The following is a 17,519-nucleotide window of genomic DNA, read 5'->3' on the forward strand; positions in this document are numbered from 1 at the left end:
GAGGTATTTACAACAATCATAACAATAAACACATTGCGATGACCAAACTGGCACATTGGTACAAGAATGTAGAAGATTCAGGGTTTAAAAATTTTAATATCCTTTTAAATACTATAACGGTTAATTACCAATCAATCTTAAACTATTTTGGCAATAGAAGTACTAATGCTTCTGCAGAATCATTCAATGCTAAAGTAAAAGCGTTTAGAAGTCAATTTAGAGGAGTGCGTAAAGTAGATTTCTTCTTGTTCAGATTATCTAATCTTTTTGCCTAATCCCCAACTTTTGCACCTGATCCGTTTTTGTTCGATTTTATAAATATTGAAAAGTGGTATAAAAGAAAAAACCCTGCAAATCGTTGGATTTGCAGGGTTTACCGCTCTTTTTGGCCTTTTTTGAAAACTTTGAAAATCTTATTTTTCCTTTGTTTTCGGGCCTTCGCGGAGAAAGAGGGATTCGAACCCCCGGACCTGTTACAGTCAACAGTTTTCAAGACTGCCGCATTCGACCGCTCTGCCATTTCTCCAGTATGTCGCGATCATTTGCTGATTGCGAGTGCAAATATAGTGCGCTTTTCCGATTATAAAAACTTTTTTAGCGTTTTTTTTAAGTTAATTTCCAAGTGTCTAATTATCAGTATTTCCGAAAAATAGATTTTTGAAAAATCAGACTAAATCATCTAAAATTGGCACTGGTTTTTTATTTTCGTCAACTGCAACAAACGAAAAAGTTCCTGAAACTACAGTTTCGCGAAGCTCAGAATACATTTGTTCCATGAAAATATCAACATGAATTTTGCAACTTGTTCTTCCCACACTAAGAACTTTAGCCACTAATTCGATTAAAGTTCCGGCTGGAATTGCTTTTTTGAAATCAATTTGGCCAGTTGAAATCGTAACTACTTTTTTTCTGCTGAATCTTGTAGCGCAAATAAAAGCAACTTCATCCATAAGATGAAGCGCAGTTCCGCCAAATAAAGTATCGTAGTGATTCGTAGTGCTTGGAAAAACAGCTTTAAAGATATGTGTCTCGGATTTTACAATTCTCTCTTCTAATGTCCCCATATTAATAGCTTACGTATTCAGTGATTTCAAGTCCGTATCCTATCATTCCGACACGTTTTGTTTGTTCTGTATTTGACACTAATCTAATTTTAGAAATGTCGATATCATGCAAAATTTGAGCTCCAATTCCGTAGTCTTTGCTGTCAATAATCACTTTTGGTGCTTTCATTGTACCTTCTGCTTGTAAAGTTTTAAGTTCGGAGATACGGCTCAATAAGTTTACTGCCTGCATATCCTGATTAATAAAAACTACAGCACCTTTTCCGTTTTCATTAATAACTTTAAACATACCGTCTAATTGCTGTTCGGCATTGTTTGTTAAAGTTCCTAATAGATCATTATTTACCTGAGAAGAGTGGATTCTCGTTAAGATTGGCTCTCCAAGATTCCATGTTCCTTTCGTTAAAGCAATATGAATTTGTTTATTGGTAGTTTGCTCGTAAGCTCTTAATCTAAAAGTTCCAAAACGAGTCTCAATATCAAAATCTTCTTTTTTCACAATCAGACTGTCGTGTTGCATTCTGTACGCAACCAAATCTTCAATAGAAACCAATTTCAAATTGAATTTCTTAGCTACTTTTATTAATTCAGGCAAACGAGACATTGTTCCGTCTTCATTTAGAATTTCGCAGATTACACCGGCAGATTTAAATCCAGCTAATCTCGCAAAATCAATTGCAGCTTCTGTGTGACCGGTTCTTCTTAAAACTCCGCCTTGTTTGGCTACCAAAGGAAAAATATGCCCGGGTCTTGCCAATTCGTGTGGTTTAACATTGGAGTCTGTCAATGCCAAGACCGTTTTAGACCTGTCTGCCGCTGATATTCCCGTAGTTACTCCGTGTCCTTTTAAATCTACAGAAACAGTAAAAGCAGTTTCCATATGATCGGTATTATTTGAGACCATCGGTCTTAGATCTAACTCCTTGCAACGACTTTCTGTTAATGGAGCGCAGATTAAACCGCGTCCGTGAGTCGCCATGAAGTTGATCATTTCCGGTGTTACTTTTTCGGCTGCAGCCAAAAAATCACCTTCATTTTCACGATCTTCATCATCGACTACAATGATTACTTTACCTTGACGAATATCTTCTATAGCTTCTTCAATGGTATTCAATTGTATTTTTGTTGTTGACATAATTATTGTTGGTTTTGAGCGGGAAAAAAGCGCTCGGAAATTTTCTGAATTAGTTGCGATATTGGGGTAATAATTGCATCAAAGTTGATTAATCCGTTATCGTTTGTTGCGCGATAAGTTAATAATACTGCCAATGGTAATAGAACAAAAGATGACATCCATGAGCCTACAAAGGGAGTCATACCGCCTTCTTGTGAAAGTCTTTTTCCAAAAGTATTGATAAAATGGAAAGTAATAAAGATTAAAACGGCAAAGACAATTGGTAATCCAAGTCCTCCTTTGCGGATAATAGCACCTAGTGGAGCACCTATGAAAAACATTAAAAAGCAAGCAAAAGCAATAACGAACTTTTCGTATAGAGCTGTTAAATGTTTGTTGATTTCTCTTTGTTTGTCTTTTAAATCTTTTTGAGTTGATTCAATTGAATAAATATTGCTGGTGACATTACTGCTCGCCATTCTCAAGATTTCTGCCTTTTGTTTGTTTTTGAATAAAGATAAAAGATCGTTTGGTAATGGTTTCTTTATTTTAGCTTTATCAATTTTTACAGGTATAGCAGATTTTCTAATTCCAACACGTTGATTGATATTTTCTGAAAAAGACAAAATTTCGTTATTCAGATTTTTATTTAAGGAGTCTAAAGTATAGCGCAATTCGTTAACATTCAACATTGCATTTGTACCGCTTATACTTTCTTTGTCGTCGTCGACTTTGTTCAATTCGGATAAATCAATATTGATGATCTGCTTTTTAAATTTCCCTTTTATAAAAGGAAGTTTAGCGCGATCTTCATATTTTTTGGGAGTAACATCCTGGTAGTAATAACCATCATTTAAGACTAGTTTTAAGATGCTGGATTTTTCGTTACTGATTAACTTTCCGTCTTTTGCTTTAATAACGGTTTTGTTTTCGCCCATATTATTGGGTTTCTCATGGATTGTAACACCAGTCAAAATATTTCCATTTTCACCTGATTTTTTATTGACCTTAATATTGTAAAAGCCAACATCATTAAACTGACCTTCGGCAATGGCCATAGCTGGTTTTGCCTGAGCAATGTTTTTTCGGAAATTTGTAAATTTATATTCGGCGTAAGGAATCACATTATTAGCAAACCAAAATGCTACAATGCTTAAAAAGAAGATGAAAATTATTAAGACTCTCATCGCTCTTTGCAATGAAATTCCGGAAGATTTCATTGCTGCGAATTCGTAATTTTCGGCTAAATTTCCAAAAGTCATAATCGAGGCCAATAAAACCGATAGTGGTAAAACCAACGGAATAATTCTAGGCATTGAAAACAGCAGGAATTTTAAAACCAACAGCAAATCGAGGTCTTTACCCGCAAGTTCTGCGATAAAAAGCCATACGGTTTGAAGTATGAATATAAAAAAAAGGATTACAAATACAGTAGTAAATGTAAGTAAGAATGTTTTTAGTAAGTATTTGTCTAAAATTTTCAACCTTGAATTAATCTAATTTATTGATGTAGTACTTTGGATATTTGCTCGCTACAAAGGTAAATTGATTTTTTGATAAAGGCTGATTGGTTTTAAAAGAATTAACGGTTAAAGTTGTTTTTGTTCCGTTTTTTCCAGTTTCAATCAAATTATAGATGTGTTTTGTTTGTACATCAATACCTAAAAGAATCTCTTTTCTTTGGTCTTTAGTATTTGTAGGGGCTAGTTTTATATATTGAATTTTTCTTCCTTTAACATTTTGTACAATATCCATATTGTATTTGTATCCGGAATTAAAGAAAGTAAGCATTTTTGATGGCGTAATAGCGGTATCATCTTTTTCGTTTACTTTAGACACAGTAACTTCTTCGTCTTCAGGGTTTATTGTGTATGTTTTTTGCCCGTCAAATATCTTAGTAACACCCATGAAATTCAATACATATTGATTGCCTTTCATAGTTACATTTCCTTTGCTGTCTTGATTGATATTTTCTTTAGCATTATTCAGAGAATATTTAAAATCAATAACAATGTTGTCGTAGCTCTTTATTTTAGAAGTTACTTCGTTCAATAAATCTTTCGCTTTTTTATCCTGAGCTTGAATAGAAGTGAAGCTCAAAAGCAAAATAATTGCCATTTGAAGACACTTTTTAGTCATGTTTGCGATAGAATTGTGGTTGATTTCTTGAATTTTTGTTTTCATGATTGGATTAATTTTGTTCATTATTAAAAAATTGATCAAGAGAACTTAAATCAGATATGTTCACACTTCGTGCCTTACTGCCTTCAAAAGGACCAACAATTCCAGCTGATTCCAGCTGATCGATCAAACGACCGGCTCTGTTGTATCCTAATTTTAATTTTCTTTGCAATAACGAAGCTGAACCTTGCTGTGCATTAACAATAATCTCGGCAGCTTCTCTAAATAAGGTGTCTCTTTCGGAGATATCCATATCAAGATTAATGCCAGTTTCTTCTCCAACAAACTCAGGAAGCAAATAAGCTGTGGCATAAGCTTTTTGCGAACCAATAAAATCCGTAATTTTTTCGACCTCAGGAGTGTCAATAAATGCACATTGTACACGAACAACATCATTTCCGTTGGTATATAATAAATCTCCACGACCAATTAACTGATCAGCCCCTTGTGTGTCAAGAATGGTTCTCGAGTCAATTTTTGAAGTTACCCTAAAAGCAATTCTCGCAGGGAAATTCGCTTTAATCAAACCTGTAATAACGTTTACAGAAGGTCTTTGTGTGGCAATAATCAAGTGAATACCAATAGCACGCGCCAACTGAGCCAAACGCGCAATCGGAATTTCGACTTCCTTGCCGGCAGTCATAATCAAATCGGCAAACTCATCGACCACTAATATAATGTAAGGTAGAAAACGGTGTCCGGCTTCTGGATTTAATTTTCTGGCTTTAAATTTATCGTTGTATTCCTTGATATTACGAACCATCGCATCTTTCAATAAAGAATAACGATTATCCATTTCAACACAAAGTGAGTTTAAAGTGTTAACCACTTTTGCATTGTCCGTAATAATAGCATCTCCTGCATCAGGTAGTTTGGCTAAATAATGTCTTTCTATTTTATTGAAAAGGGTAAGCTCTACTTTTTTCGGATCGACCAAAACGAATTTTACTTCGGCAGGGTGTTTTTTGTATAAAAGGGAAGTTAAAACAGCATTCAAACCAACAGATTTTCCTTGTCCTGTAGCTCCCGCCATCAATAAGTGTGGCATTTTGGCTAAATCGACAACAAAAGTTTCGTTTGAAATTGTTTTCCCCAAAGCAATTGGCAACTCCATTTCGGCTTCCTGAAATTTCGCTGATCCAATAACACTTTTCATAGAAACCATAGTTGGATTCTTATTCGGAACCTCGATACCAATAGTTCCTTTTCCTGGAATTGGAGCAATAATACGAATTCCTAATGCCGAAAGTGATAAAGCAATATCGTCTTCTAAACTTTTAATTTTAGAAATTCTGATTCCCGCTTCCGGTACAATTTCGTATAAAGTTACAGATGGACCAACAGTTGCTTTAATCTGTGCAATTTCAATTTTGTAATTACGAAGTGTATCTACAATTTTGTTTTTATTTTCTTCTAATTCTTCTTGATTAATTGTGATTCCTCCAGTCGAATATTCTTTTAATAAATCGATGGTTGGGAATTTATAATTTGATAAGTCTAAAGTTGGATCAAATAAACCAAAATCCGCAACCAGGCGAGAAGCAAGGTTTTCTTCGATAATATCTTCTTCTTCAGCTTTTTCAATCACAAACTCTTCAACGTGTACCGGAGTTGTTGTTACCGGATTTATATCCATTTGAAGTGGTTTTATAACCGGATTCAAATCGATTTCGGAGGAATTCGAAATTGTTGGTTTTAAAGCTTCTTTGTTGATTTCGAATTGGCTAACATCTGATTTTAAATGAATATTGTCTAATTCTGGATCTTCCTCAATAGCAAATTCCTCCAGATTGTAAGCACTTTCCGGTTGTTGAGGCGTTTTTATAGAATTTAATTCAGAGTTGAATTCTTTTTTGGTAGAATCAAAATAAGACTGGATTTTTTCCGGCGATAATTTGATTTTAAAAATAAGATAAACAATTAAACCAAAAAGTAGAGTTAATAGAGTTCCTGTTTTTCCGATGTAATCTTGCAGAAATAAGTTTAATTCATAACCAATTGTTCCGCCTAATTCAGGTGCTGAAGTGGCGAAAAATCCAAATAGGACAGAAACAATAATAATAGCAAATAAATCCCAAAACCATATGTTCTTTAGCTTTTTTAGAGATAATTCTAATGCTAAAAACATTCCGGTAAGGAAAAATAAACGCACAAGTACAAAAGAAGCAATTCCAAATCCTTTGTACACAATCAAGTCAGCAAGATAAGCCCCGAATTTTCCGAGCCAGTTTTCTACGACTTCAGTACGATCACCAAGCTGGCTAACCGCACTTTGGTCAGATTGCCATTGTCCGTTGACGTAAAAGGAAATAAATGCTACTAATAATGCAACTGAAAAGAGTATCAAAAGGCATCCCAAAACAAATTTTTGTTGTTTGGTTAGTTTCCACGACTTTATCGTCTCCGTTTTTGATTCGTTTTTTTTGTCTAAAGTTTCTTTTTTGGTTGTTTTTGCCATTCTTGCGTTTCCTGTTGCCTATATAAATTTTGGTAAATAAATAATCAAGCCTATTGCTATTGCTGTCATTGCGGCAAAAAATACCGCTCCAGCTGCAATATCTTTAATAAATCCGATTCGTTTGCTGTAATTAGGATGAATAAAATCGGCTATTTTTTCAACAGCTGTATTCAATCCTTCAACGCTTAAAACCAAACCAATTGCCAATGTTTGACAAAGCCATTCGGTTTGAGTAATATGAAAATAAAAACCAGCAATAGTCATGGCAATTCCCAGTGAAAATTGAACCATGATACTGTGTTCTGTTTTAATAAGTTTCACAGCGCCGTTAAAAGCATAAGTCATGCTTTTTAATCGGCCTGTAACAAAGGTATTATCTTTTTGAAATTCCATTTATAGGTATTATAGTGCTGCTAGAGCTGCTTCGTAATTTGGTTCGTTTGCAATTTCAGCAACTTGTTCTGTATGTGTGATTTTTCCATTAGCATCAACAACAATTATTGCTCTTGAATGTAAACCTGCTAAAGGTCCGTCAGTGATTTCTAAACCGTTTGTTTTACCAAAAGTTCCTGCTTGAAAATCAGATAAGTTTACCACATTTTCTAATCCTTCAGCTCCACAAAAACGCTTTTGAGCAAAAGGTAAATCTCTTGAGATACATAAAACTGTAGTGTTCTCTAAGTTACTTGCACTTTCGTTGAATTTTCTAACAGAAGTTGCACAAGTTCCTGTATCGATACTTGGGAAAATATTTAAAACTAATTTTTTTCCTGCGAAATTACTTAATGAAGCAACTGATAAATCGTTTTGTACTAATTTGAAATCAGCAAGTTGTGATCCAACTGTTGGTAATTCGCCTGAAGTATGAATAGGATTCCCTCCTAATGTTATTGAAGCCATGATTTTTGTTTAAATTAATGAGGTTCAAAAGTAAGGATTAATATTTGAATCTAAAAGTATTTGTTGTGGGTTTAAGTATAGATTAAGATGTGAATTTGTCTTTGCGAGGAACGGAGCAATCTCATGTGGGATTGCGCATATTTTGCCCGCGGATGACGCAGATTAAACGAATTATTACGGATTTTATTGTTGTTTTATGTTATCGCGAGACAAGAGGAATCTCCAGAAGGAGTTTGCAAAAATTGATTTTTTATATGTTTTTAAAAATTTACTGATGTTAGTGTGGTTGCTTCGTTCCTCAATGACTTTGCTTGTGGTTATGATTGCGAAGAATGGATTAAAATCCATTCCTACAATATGATTTGTTCCTCTGGAACTCCTTGAAGAAAAATTCCAAAGGAATGATTTATTTTGTAGCAACAGATTTTAATCCGTTGAAAAGAACAAAAAGATTTGATGTTGTCATAGAAATCGCAATGACAAGATTGCGCTGAAAACTGAGACTGAAAAACTGAGACTGAAAACTGTTTTCCTCGCGAGAGGGATGGAAGCTGGCTACCGAAGTAGCGCGTACAGCCCGACAGCATTAGTAAAAGGGGCGAATAAGCGCAAAGCAGATTAGCCCCTTTTTCTAATGGTGGCTCGCCCAAAGTATAGTTGAAAACAAAAAAAAACGCTCTCTTGGAAGGAAAGCGTTTTTTAAGTCATGTTTTTTTTATTTCTTCTTAAGAAAAAGGTCGATTTATTTATCGATAGAACCTAAAACACGTTTCATGAACGCATTTAAAGCTTCTTTTTTATCTGTGCCCTGAACCACCATTTTGTGTACTTCAAGCGCACCGTACATATTTGAAATTAATTCACCAATTACATCTAATTCTTCATCTTTTAGAGAAGGAATTTCAGTCATTGCTTCCAGAACTTCGATCGTTTCTATGATATAATCCTGATCGTTTTCTTCGATAAATTGGGTCAATTGCTTTATTACGGGTAATTTCATAATTAGATTTCTTAGATTTTTAGACATTCTTAGATTTCTTAGACTTTTTTTTGAAATCTAGACAACATCTAAGAAGTCTAAAAATCTAAGCAAGTCTAACCAATCTCATTAAGCAATAGCGTTTACCAAGTCGATTAAAACTTCTTGTTTGTTGGTTTGAGTTTCTCCAACTAATTTTCCGTTTACGAAAGTTGCGAATGTTGGCAAGTTGCTTACATTGGCTAATTTTCTTGATTCCGGAGAATTTTCTGCATCAACCAAAACAAAAGTGATAGCTTCGTTTTCTGTTGCTAATTTTTTGAATTTTGGTTTCATAATACGGCAATTTCCACACCATGAAGCTGAATATTGTACTACTACTTTTTCGTTTTTAGCAACTAAATCTGCTAACGTATCTTCGTTTAAGTCGATTAACATAGTTTTGTTTTTTAAGGTTCAAAGTGGCAAAGGTTCAAAGGGACAAAGTTTTTGAAACTTCGTTTATCTTTGTTGCTCTGTAGCTTTGTATGTTTTAAAAATTTTAAAGTAGCAAAGGTTCAAAGAACAAAGTTTGTAAACTTTGTAATAGAGCAGCAAAAGCTTTGCAACTCTATACCTCTGAACCTTTGTACCTTTATAAAAAAATTAGTTTGCGCTCAAGTATTCAGCAGTACTGATTCTGTCAGCAGACATTGCTTCTTTACCAGCTTCCCAGTTTGCAGGACAAACTTCTCCTTTTTCCTGAATGTGAGTATAAGCATCAACCATACGTAAGTATTCGTTTACGTTACGACCTAATGGCATATCGTTTACACTTTCGTGGAAGATTTTTCCAGTTTCGTCAATAAGGTAAGTAGCTCTGTAAGTTACGTTTGAACCTTCGATAATAACTGAATCAGTTTCTTCGCTGTATTCTGTAGATTCGATATCTAAAATTCCTAAAATGTTAGCTAGGTTACGGTTCGTATCTGCTAAAATTGGGTAAGTTATACCTTCGATTCCACCATTGTTTTTTGGAGTGTTTAACCAGGCAAAGTGTACTTCGTTTGTATCACATGAAGCTCCGATTACGATAGTATTTCTTTTTTCAAATTCTGGTAATGCAGCTTGAAAGGCGTGTAGTTCAGTTGGACATACAAAAGTGAAATCTTTTGGATACCAAAACAATACTACTTTTTTGTTGTTGTTTACTGCTTCCTCAAGGATGTTGATTTTTAAATTATCACCCATTTCTGAGATAGCATCTACTGCAATACTTGGGAATTTTTTTCCTACTAAAGACATATTTTTCGTTTTACGTTAAAAATTTATTTCTGGTGCAAAAGTAGGGTATAAGTAAGGGTACTTACAATAAGATGTGATTATTAATATTTATAAGTTGATAAGTTTTAGTTATGTTTAATTGTAAGTTATTGGATATCAATATTTACGGGTAAGCTTCCGCTACAAGTTAAATTTTCTAAAAATTGAATTCCTGCAACTTTTTGAAATTCTTCAAAATCCTGATAGACCTGAATTAGTCCGGAAGCCTCCAAAAGATTCGGAATAATTGGTAAAACATAGGGATTCCCGAAAACATAAACGATACATTTTTTGGTTTGAAGCAATCCGGAAAGTAAATCTAAAACTTCATTATTAATTTCGAAATTGTTCATTGGTTTTGCTTTTGGAACAAATAATGAAATGATTACAGTTTCGAAATTTTGTAGTTCTTTTTCTATGGAAGAAATATCGGAAACCTCTAAATTTTCAAAAGCAAATTCAGGAGATTTTAATTTTGAGTTTAGGGTTTTGAAAAAAGTATTTTCGACATTTTTGTACAAACTCAATTTTACTAGTTGATTGCTTTTTTGAGATTCGAAAGCTAATGTAGTATTTGAATGATCAATTATCTTTGTAATTGAATTTTGAGCAATTTCAAGATTCAATGCAGATGCTTTTTCGAAGTTTAATTCTCCTGAAGTAAAATTAGGATTAGAAAGAATTCCAACTTTTTCTTTGGCTTTCAGGATTCTGTTGAAACTTTCTTCAATACGTTCCGGTGAAGCGTTTTTAAGAATCGCTTCAATTCCTTCCGGAACATTTTCGGCGAAGCACAAAATATCGTTTCCGGCGTTGAAGGCTTCCCATTCTAATTCTCCTTTAGTCTCGTATAATTTAGAAACGCTGTGCATGTTTAGTGCATCAGAAATTACCAAGCCATCATAACCTAATTTCCCGCGTAAAAGCGTTTCGATAATTGGTTTTGATAATGTTGCCGATGTATCTTTTCCGTCATTTAAACTTGGAACGGCCAAATGTCCAATCATAATAGAGTCGACATTATTTTCGATTCCTTTGATGAAAGGATATAATTCGTTTTCTAATAATTCTTCCAGAGTTTCGTTTAAAACCGGTAATCCTAAATGCGAATCGACATTGGTGTTTCCGTGTCCGGGAAAGTGTTTCAGGCAGCCTAAAATTCCAACGTCAGACATTCCTTTTAAATATTCCACAGCAAAATTGGCGACTTTTTCTTTGTTTTCACCAAAAGAACGATAGCCAATAACGGGATTATTAGGGTTGTTATTAATGTCTGCCAAAGGCGATAAATTATAATGAATTCCGGCAGCTTTTAGATCTAATCCAATTTGTTTCCCAACTTCATAAACCAAATTTGATTTACTTTCCGGCAAAGCACCAAGCGTGATTGCATACGGATATTGTGGTGTTTTTTCGATACGCATCGCCAAACCCCATTCGGCATCAATGCTTATTAAAAGTGGAGTAGAAGCGGCTTTTTGATACCGAACAATTAAGTCTTTTATTTTTTGGTAACTATCGTCGTTAAAGACGACTTTTTTCTTGCTTTCGTAATTCGTTGCAGCACTGGCTCGACTATGAAAAAAAGTTAATCCGCCAATATTGTGTTCTTTTATCAAACGTTCTGTTTCCTGAATGTTTTCTTCGGTATCGTTGATAAAAACTGCGGGGAAAAAAAATTGTCCCACTTTTTGTCTTAATGCTTCGGCTGTCATTTTCATTATTGTAAAACCCGTAGGTGTAATTATTTTTAACACATAGAGACATAGCCTTTTTTGATATTAAATTAGGCGTTTCAATTATTCAAATGCATCCCGTCCCGACGTTTCGGGATCGGGACTAACTATGTGTGAAGAAATTTATTTCTTTTTTTATTCTTTGATTTATGCAGAAAACCTATGTTTCTATGTGTTTAACAAGGTCTTTTTCATGCAAACGCTATTATCCATTTTCTCGTAAGGCGGATAATTTGGAATTATAGTATAACCCAATTTTTGATATAGATTAATCGCTTCCGGCTGATTTTTGCCAGTTTCAAGAATAGTATACGTATAACCTACTTCTTTTGACCAAATTTCTAATTCAGCTAAAACCTGCGATGCAATTCCTTTTTTTCGAAAATCAGGATGTACAAACATTCTTTTGATTTCGACTTTGTCGTTTTCTTTTTCTCGAAAAGCGCCACAACCTACGGCAATATCATTCTCGTAAAAAACGACAACGTGTTTTATCTTATCGGTTTTATTAAACTGATTGTAAAAGGCGTGATCTTCTCCGTCTCTAATAGCTAAATCCTGATCTAGTAAAACCACCAGTTTTATAAAATCAGTATCGTCAGAGTTTGTTCTTTTTAAGGTATTCATGATTAGGTAAAAAAAGTTTAGTAATTATGTCAAAATAAATTCCATTATTTTTCACCATTAAGGTATTAAGTTCATAAAGCTTGGCTTAAATTACTTAATTTCTTAATGGTAAAAAGAAAATTAAGTTTAATTTAAAAAAAAATCAGTTATGCTTTCACTAAATAATAAAGGATACTATTTTGATAAATTTACTTATTTCAATTTGCTTTTCTTTTGTTTGGCAAGCTGAGTTTTGGTATGTAAGGCTTTTTCGAGTCGGTTTTTAAAACGGAAAAGTTTTGGTAAACCTTCCAATCGGTCTTCGAGAGTGATTTCTTCGTAAACAATAATGGCTTTTTCTAAAACCCGAATCTCGTTGTCAAGATCAATTAGGTTTTTGTAGATTGTCGCCAATCGATCATAAGGATGATTTCCTTTAAAACCTTCGCTAATATTTTCTTCATATAACGCAATTGCTTTCTCAATCTCTCCTGCTTTTTCAAATTCAATTGCTTTCAGGTTTCGTTCAGCCTGCAAATTTTCATTGATTTCCATATTAAGATGTTTGATTTGGGGTTAAACTTCTTCAGATTTTTTCCCAAAATCTTTCGGGAAAATTAAAAAACGTGATAAAATAATACCAGGAATTGTAGCTAGAAATACCCAAATAAAGAAATTTCCGTAGCCTAAATATTCCTGAATGTAACCGCTAACCATTCCAGGCAACATCATTCCCATAGCCATAAATCCGGTTGCAAGAGCGTAATGCGCAGTTTTAGATTCTCCTTCAGCGACATAAATCAAATACATCATGAAAGCAGCAAAACCAAAGCCGTAACCAAACTGTTCGATGATTACAACAGCATAAATATAATAAATAGAAGCCGGATGAAAATGCGCTAACAAAATAAAACCAATTATAGGTAAATGCATGGTCAAAATCATTGGAAGCATCCATTTTGTAAGCCCTTGTTTTGAGATTGCAATTCCGCCCAGAATTCCACCTAATGTCAAAGCGATTAATCCAAAAGTTCCATAAATCAAACCAATATCTTCGGTCTCAAGTCCCATACCACCTTTTTTGATTGTTTTTTGATTTCCTTTATTAACAATCAATAGATCTACAAAGTCAATTCTGGCCTTGTTTGCATTTTTATATTCTTCTTTATCTTTATTTTCTACTTCTGCCAGTGGTTTCTTTTGATCTCTCATTTCCACTAAAACAGGCAGTTTAGAATAAAGTAATTGTAATTCTGAATCGGATAATTTTTCTCCGTTTTTGACCTTTGAATTGTATAATTCTAATGCCTTTGTCTGATCTGCGTCTGATCCTGTTTCAACCAATTCATATTTAATTGGATCTACTAAGAAAGGTGTCAGCATTTTAATTAATTGCGATTCTCCTAATCTGAATAATAATATAAAAGCCAGAACTATAATGATTTGTTTTTTCCTGAAGAAACTTGCAAAAATACTTGCAAAACTTTGTTTATTATGATCAACAGGTTTTTCGCCTGCATTTATTTCGGTTTTTGGTGTGGAGAAAAAATTGTAAACCGTTATAAAAGTCATTAATAAACCAACAGCAATCATCGTATACGACCAAGCTTTGGTATTATCACTGTATTTATGTTCGAAATAACCCGCCAATAAAACAATTAATCCATTTCCGGCCAACATTGCAAGTCTATAAAAGGTGCTTCTGATTCCGATAAAAAAAGATTGTTTATCTTCGGGTAAAACCAATAAATAAAAGCCATCGCTTGCAATATCATTTGAAGCCGAAGCAAAAGCGGCAACCCAAAAGATAGCCAAAGTCATCATGAAAAAACCGGTTGTAGGAATGGTAAAACCGACTAATAAAAAGGCAATCGAAATAAGTAATTGCATGGATAAAAACCATTTTCTTTTAGTTCCGATTAACTCAATAAACGGACTCCATAACGGTTTAATTACCCAAGGCAGATATAATAAGCTGGTATAAAGACCAATGTCTTTATTAGAGATTCCGAGTTTTTTGTACATAATTACCGAAACTGAGATAATTACGGCATAAGGCAAACCAGATGCAAAATTAAGAAGCGGAATCCAAAACCAGGGTTTATTATCTGTTTTCATCAGGTTGTGCAGGGGAATAAATTTTATAATTCTTTTTTAAGTCGATAGCAGTTGGGGTACTTTCGTTCGCAAAATAATCAATAAATGTCACAGCACAAGCTTTATACTGCTTCAATTTTTCGGTTGGGATAGAAAATAAAATTGTTCCGTCGTATTGATTAACCGCTATTTTGTCAACTATTTTTGAAGGATCATTAATATCTACTTTTGAGATATTTTCCCCTCCATAAATCACAACATAACGAACTTGAGTGCTTAATGGAGATTTAATATTGAAGGTATATTTAGTGCTGTCTTTCTGAAATTCATTAACAATCGGAATGTCAATTATAATGTGTTTCAAATTAGGAACCGGAGCCGGAAGTGCCGGATATTTATATTGGTTTTCGGCTAATAAACGTACAACATCAAAGTTTTTATCCATGAACCATTTGGAACTGAAATAAGCGCTTCCACCAACGTTTTTAAAACTTCTGGCATAATCAACCTGATTTGGAATTTCAGTGGCAAAATTCCAGCTTTTGTCACCATCACCTCTGATTTTATAAGAAGCGTGTCCAATATAAAGTGCTGTATTATTGGAGTTTTCTGACCACCATTTTACTAATTTCGAATAAGAAGCTCTCGGATTATTCATGCTCCAATACAATTGAGGCAGAATGTAATCGATCCATTTTTGGTCCATCCATAAAATAGGATCAGCATACAAATCGTCGTAATTTGCGGTTGATTGGGTTTCAGAACCTTTAGGATCTACTGATTTATTACGCCAAACTCCAAACGGGCTAATCCCGAATTGTACCCAAGGTTTGCTGGCTTTTATAGTGGTTGAAATCGTGTGTACAAAGTTGCTCACATTGGCACGACGCCAATCGCCAAGACTCAAACCTGCACCATATTTTTTGTACGATGTGGTATCATTAAATGTTTTTCCCGGAACAGTATAAGGATAAAAATAATCATCAAAATGAATCGCATCGATATCGTATTTATCTACAACTTCTTTTACAACTTTCGTCAAATGTTCCTGAACTTCAGGCAAAGCAGGATCATAATATATTTTTCCACCATATTCAATCATCCATTCCGGATGTTTAAAAATGTCGTGATTTGGACTTAGTTGTTGTTTGTTTAAGTCAAAAGTAGCACGATAAGGGTTTAGCCAGGCGTGAAATTCGAAACCTCTTTTGTGTGCTTCTTCGATCATCCACGCTAATACATCATAATACGGATTTGGTGCCTGACCTTCTTTGCCGGTCAGGAATCGTGACCAAGGTGCCAATTCAGATTGATAAAGCGCATCACCAACACTTCTAACCTGAACAATTACTGCGTTATAATTTAGTTTTTTATAAGCTTCTAAAATTTCAAGATAATCTGCTTTTTCTTTCTCAACACCATCAATAGCGGTTTTGGGCCAGTCGATGTTTACAACGGTGGCAATCCAGACACCTCTAAATTCGTTTTTAGGGTGTAATATTTTTTCCTGCGCATTGGATTTCCATCCAAAGAAAAATAAAAATAGGATAGAGAATAATAGTTGCTGATTTTTATGCATTTCAATCTTTTTTAACAGAAACCAAAAATAGTTTTTTTAGATGAGTATAAGAAATTATAATTTTAGAATAGTTCCCTTTGTTTTGTCGTCAATATTATACCTTAAAAATCATGCCTTTTTTATAAAAGTACCATAATACACAACTCCATAAAAGTATATATAATATTGAATAAGTAAGGGACGATATCATTTGATTTTCAAAAAGCGGGCTAATCCAATATTGGTAGGCATAATCTCTAACGTTTATTTGAGCTGAAATATTTTCCGGGTTCTGAACTTTAATTAATGAGAGTGCACGAGGCAATATTCCAGAAACGAAGAATACGATCATTGGGTTTACGCCCCAACTCAATAAGAACTTTGTCCATTTTTTGTGTTGCAATACATCTACAACATAATAAATCAGCGTTAGCAGGAAAAGCGCAATTCCGGCAGTAAATAAAACGTAAGAACTCGTCCAAAGTGCTTTGTTTATTGGAAAAAATACTGACCACAACAATCCTGAAATAATCAATAGTATACTTATGATTCCCATTTTTTTGGCGATTTCTATTTTTGGTAAAGGTTTGATGAGCAATTGTCCAATTAATAAACCAATTAATCCGTTTGCTATAGTTGGAATAGTGCTTAAAATACCTTCCGGATCCCATGTTTTGGTGGCAATATACATATGATCTTTTAATAAAATACTGTCTAACCATGAAGCTAAATTGGTAATTGGTTCAAGGTTTGAAGAACCAATTCCAGGAACGGGAATCAATGTCATTATAGCCCAATATCCAACCAAAATCGTAGAACTCAGTATGATTTGAGTTTTTATAGTTGTTTTTAAATAAATAATTGAAACAAAGAAATAAACAATCCCAATACGCTGTAGAACGCCTGGAAGTCTGACATCTTTAAAGTTCTCATGTCCTCCGTAAGCCAGCGCCAGAAAAATTATAAAAAGACTAATGGCTAAAATGGTTTTGGTTTTAAGATTGAAATCTCCAATCAAAGCATATCCAACAACGGCTGTAATGCCTAAACGAACAAGCAGAAGGGGAAATCCGTCCAGTCCTAAAAAATAAATGCTGTTAAAAAAGTATAAAAAGAATCCAAGGCAAATAATGCGCAGAGAACGCGTTATTATTTTGAGAATAATTTCAGGTGTATCTTGTTTAATGGGCATTGCCAAAGGAATTGCAATTCCTACAACGAGAATAAAAAAAGGAAATACGAGATCAGCCAGCGTGCAGCCATTCCATTTTGCGTGATCGAGAATTGGGTAAACATAATCCCAGCTTCCCGGATTATTTACAACCGTCATTAATAAAACGGTAAGTCCTCTTAAAACATCAACTGAAATAATGCGATCTTTCATTTTTCTATTTTATTTAATTCATTAGCACAATATTGTCATTTCGACGCAAGGAGAAATCACACAAGAAACTCCGTAAAGTAATGACGCCAATCTTTGTCGAGCTACTAGTGTGATTTCTCTCTTCGGTCGAAATGACAAAA

The 17,519-nt window shown here is 34.1% G+C and carries 17 protein-coding genes and 1 tRNA gene; 1 reads left to right on the forward strand and 17 read right to left on the reverse strand.

Annotated features, from left to right (window positions below):
* Positions 1 to 275: transposase (locus EAH81_RS08145; RefSeq protein WP_241676537.1), on the forward strand; the 275-nt coding region annotated here is incomplete at its 5' end.
* A gap of 166 nt (positions 276 to 441) precedes the next feature.
* Here EAH81_RS08145 and EAH81_RS08150 read toward each other — a convergent pair.
* The 17 genes from EAH81_RS08150 to EAH81_RS08230 form a co-directional block, all read right to left on the reverse strand.
* A tRNA-Ser gene (locus EAH81_RS08150) sits at positions 442 to 526 on the reverse strand.
* A 139-nt stretch (positions 527 to 665) separates the two neighbouring features.
* Positions 666 to 1,064: an acyl-CoA thioesterase gene (locus EAH81_RS08155; RefSeq protein ID WP_140505755.1), complete on the reverse strand. Its 399-nt coding sequence runs from the start codon at positions 1,062 to 1,064 to the stop codon at positions 666 to 668.
* Position 1,065: 1 nt separating this feature from the next.
* Positions 1,066 to 2,199: a 3,4-dihydroxy-2-butanone-4-phosphate synthase gene (gene ribB / locus EAH81_RS08160; protein WP_170214127.1), complete on the reverse strand. Its 1,134-nt coding sequence runs from the start codon at positions 2,197 to 2,199 to the stop codon at positions 1,066 to 1,068.
* A 2-nt stretch (positions 2,200 to 2,201) separates the two neighbouring features.
* Positions 2,202 to 3,662, reverse strand: coding sequence for an LptF/LptG family permease (locus EAH81_RS08165; protein ID WP_140505759.1), 1,461 nt, complete (start codon positions 3,660 to 3,662; stop codon positions 2,202 to 2,204).
* 7 nt (positions 3,663 to 3,669) lie between these two features.
* Positions 3,670 to 4,362 carry a LolA family protein gene (locus EAH81_RS08170; RefSeq protein ID WP_140505761.1) on the reverse strand — a complete coding sequence of 231 codons (693 nt, stop codon included), beginning with the start codon at positions 4,360 to 4,362 and terminating at the stop codon, positions 3,670 to 3,672.
* Between the two features lie 7 nt (positions 4,363 to 4,369).
* Positions 4,370 to 6,817, reverse strand: a complete 2,448-nt coding sequence (locus EAH81_RS08175; RefSeq protein WP_140505763.1) for an FtsK/SpoIIIE family DNA translocase — start codon at positions 6,815 to 6,817, stop codon at positions 4,370 to 4,372.
* An 18-nt stretch (positions 6,818 to 6,835) separates the two neighbouring features.
* Positions 6,836 to 7,210: a diacylglycerol kinase gene (locus tag EAH81_RS08180; RefSeq protein ID WP_140505766.1), complete on the reverse strand. Its 375-nt coding sequence runs from the start codon at positions 7,208 to 7,210 to the stop codon at positions 6,836 to 6,838.
* 9 nt (positions 7,211 to 7,219) lie between these two features.
* Positions 7,220 to 7,717: a thiol peroxidase gene (gene tpx / locus EAH81_RS08185; RefSeq protein ID WP_140505769.1), complete on the reverse strand. Its 498-nt coding sequence runs from the start codon at positions 7,715 to 7,717 to the stop codon at positions 7,220 to 7,222.
* A gap of 742 nt (positions 7,718 to 8,459) precedes the next feature.
* On the reverse strand, positions 8,460 to 8,717 hold the full coding sequence (locus EAH81_RS08190; RefSeq protein ID WP_017495510.1) for a DUF6952 family protein: 258 nt from the start codon (positions 8,715 to 8,717) through the stop codon (positions 8,460 to 8,462).
* A 108-nt stretch (positions 8,718 to 8,825) separates the two neighbouring features.
* On the reverse strand, positions 8,826 to 9,134 hold the full coding sequence (locus tag EAH81_RS08195) for a thioredoxin family protein (protein ID WP_041519142.1): 309 nt from the start codon (positions 9,132 to 9,134) through the stop codon (positions 8,826 to 8,828).
* A 207-nt stretch (positions 9,135 to 9,341) separates the two neighbouring features.
* Positions 9,342 to 9,980, reverse strand: coding sequence for a peroxiredoxin (locus tag EAH81_RS08200; RefSeq protein ID WP_140505771.1), 639 nt, complete (start codon positions 9,978 to 9,980; stop codon positions 9,342 to 9,344).
* A 125-nt stretch (positions 9,981 to 10,105) separates the two neighbouring features.
* A complete protein-coding gene (locus EAH81_RS08205) occupies positions 10,106 to 11,713 on the reverse strand; it encodes a glycoside hydrolase family 3 protein (RefSeq protein ID WP_410501101.1) in 1,608 nt (535 codons plus the stop codon).
* Between the two features lie 189 nt (positions 11,714 to 11,902).
* On the reverse strand, positions 11,903 to 12,361 hold the full coding sequence (locus tag EAH81_RS08210; RefSeq protein ID WP_140505774.1) for a GNAT family N-acetyltransferase: 459 nt from the start codon (positions 12,359 to 12,361) through the stop codon (positions 11,903 to 11,905).
* Between the two features lie 192 nt (positions 12,362 to 12,553).
* Positions 12,554 to 12,895 carry a hypothetical protein gene (locus EAH81_RS08215; protein ID WP_140505776.1) on the reverse strand — a complete coding sequence of 114 codons (342 nt, stop codon included), beginning with the start codon at positions 12,893 to 12,895 and terminating at the stop codon, positions 12,554 to 12,556.
* A gap of 21 nt (positions 12,896 to 12,916) precedes the next feature.
* A complete protein-coding gene (locus tag EAH81_RS08220; RefSeq protein WP_140505777.1) occupies positions 12,917 to 14,458 on the reverse strand; it encodes an MFS transporter in 1,542 nt (513 codons plus the stop codon).
* On the reverse strand, positions 14,445 to 16,016 hold the full coding sequence (locus EAH81_RS08225; RefSeq protein ID WP_140505779.1) for a glycoside hydrolase family 10 protein: 1,572 nt from the start codon (positions 16,014 to 16,016) through the stop codon (positions 14,445 to 14,447). The genes EAH81_RS08220 and EAH81_RS08225 overlap by 14 nt, the downstream gene beginning before the upstream one ends.
* Before the next feature lie 94 nt (positions 16,017 to 16,110).
* Positions 16,111 to 17,379, reverse strand: a complete 1,269-nt coding sequence (locus EAH81_RS08230; RefSeq protein WP_140505781.1) for an acyltransferase family protein — start codon at positions 17,377 to 17,379, stop codon at positions 16,111 to 16,113.
* Positions 17,380 to 17,519: the final 140 nt, after the last annotated feature.

This window comes from Flavobacterium pectinovorum (genome assembly GCF_006438875.1).
GTDB lineage: Bacteria > Bacteroidota > Bacteroidia > Flavobacteriales > Flavobacteriaceae > Flavobacterium > Flavobacterium pectinovorum_A.